The sequence below is a fragment of the Alicyclobacillus suci genome, assembly GCF_017329615.1.
GTDB lineage: Bacteria > Bacillota > Bacilli > Alicyclobacillales > Alicyclobacillaceae > Alicyclobacillus > Alicyclobacillus suci.
Window position 1 is genome coordinate 1 of the sequence record NZ_JAFMTW010000212.1, and the last position, 280, is coordinate 280.

Sequence of the window (280 nt, forward strand, 5' to 3'; positions counted from 1 at the left end):
GCCACAAGGAGGTCCACTGAGCCCGCTTTTGGCGAACATCATGCTCGACGACTTCGACAAGGAACTGGAGCGACGCGGGCACCGTTTTGCCCGATACGCGGACGACTGCAACGTATATGTGAGGTCGAAGCGAGCAGGAGAACGCGTCATGGCGTCGCTGACCCGATACCTGGAGGAGACGTTGAAACTGAAGGTCAACCAGGAGAAGAGTGCTGTGGACCGCCCTTGGAGACTGAAGTTCCTTGGTTACAGCTTTCTCGCGGATGAGGATGCAACGCTC

General features: G+C 57.5%; 1 protein-coding gene. It reads left to right on the top strand.

The window, feature by feature from the left end:
- A partial coding sequence (locus J3482_RS20450) for a reverse transcriptase domain-containing protein (RefSeq protein ID WP_268884602.1) occupies positions 1-280 on the top strand: 280 nt, incomplete at both ends.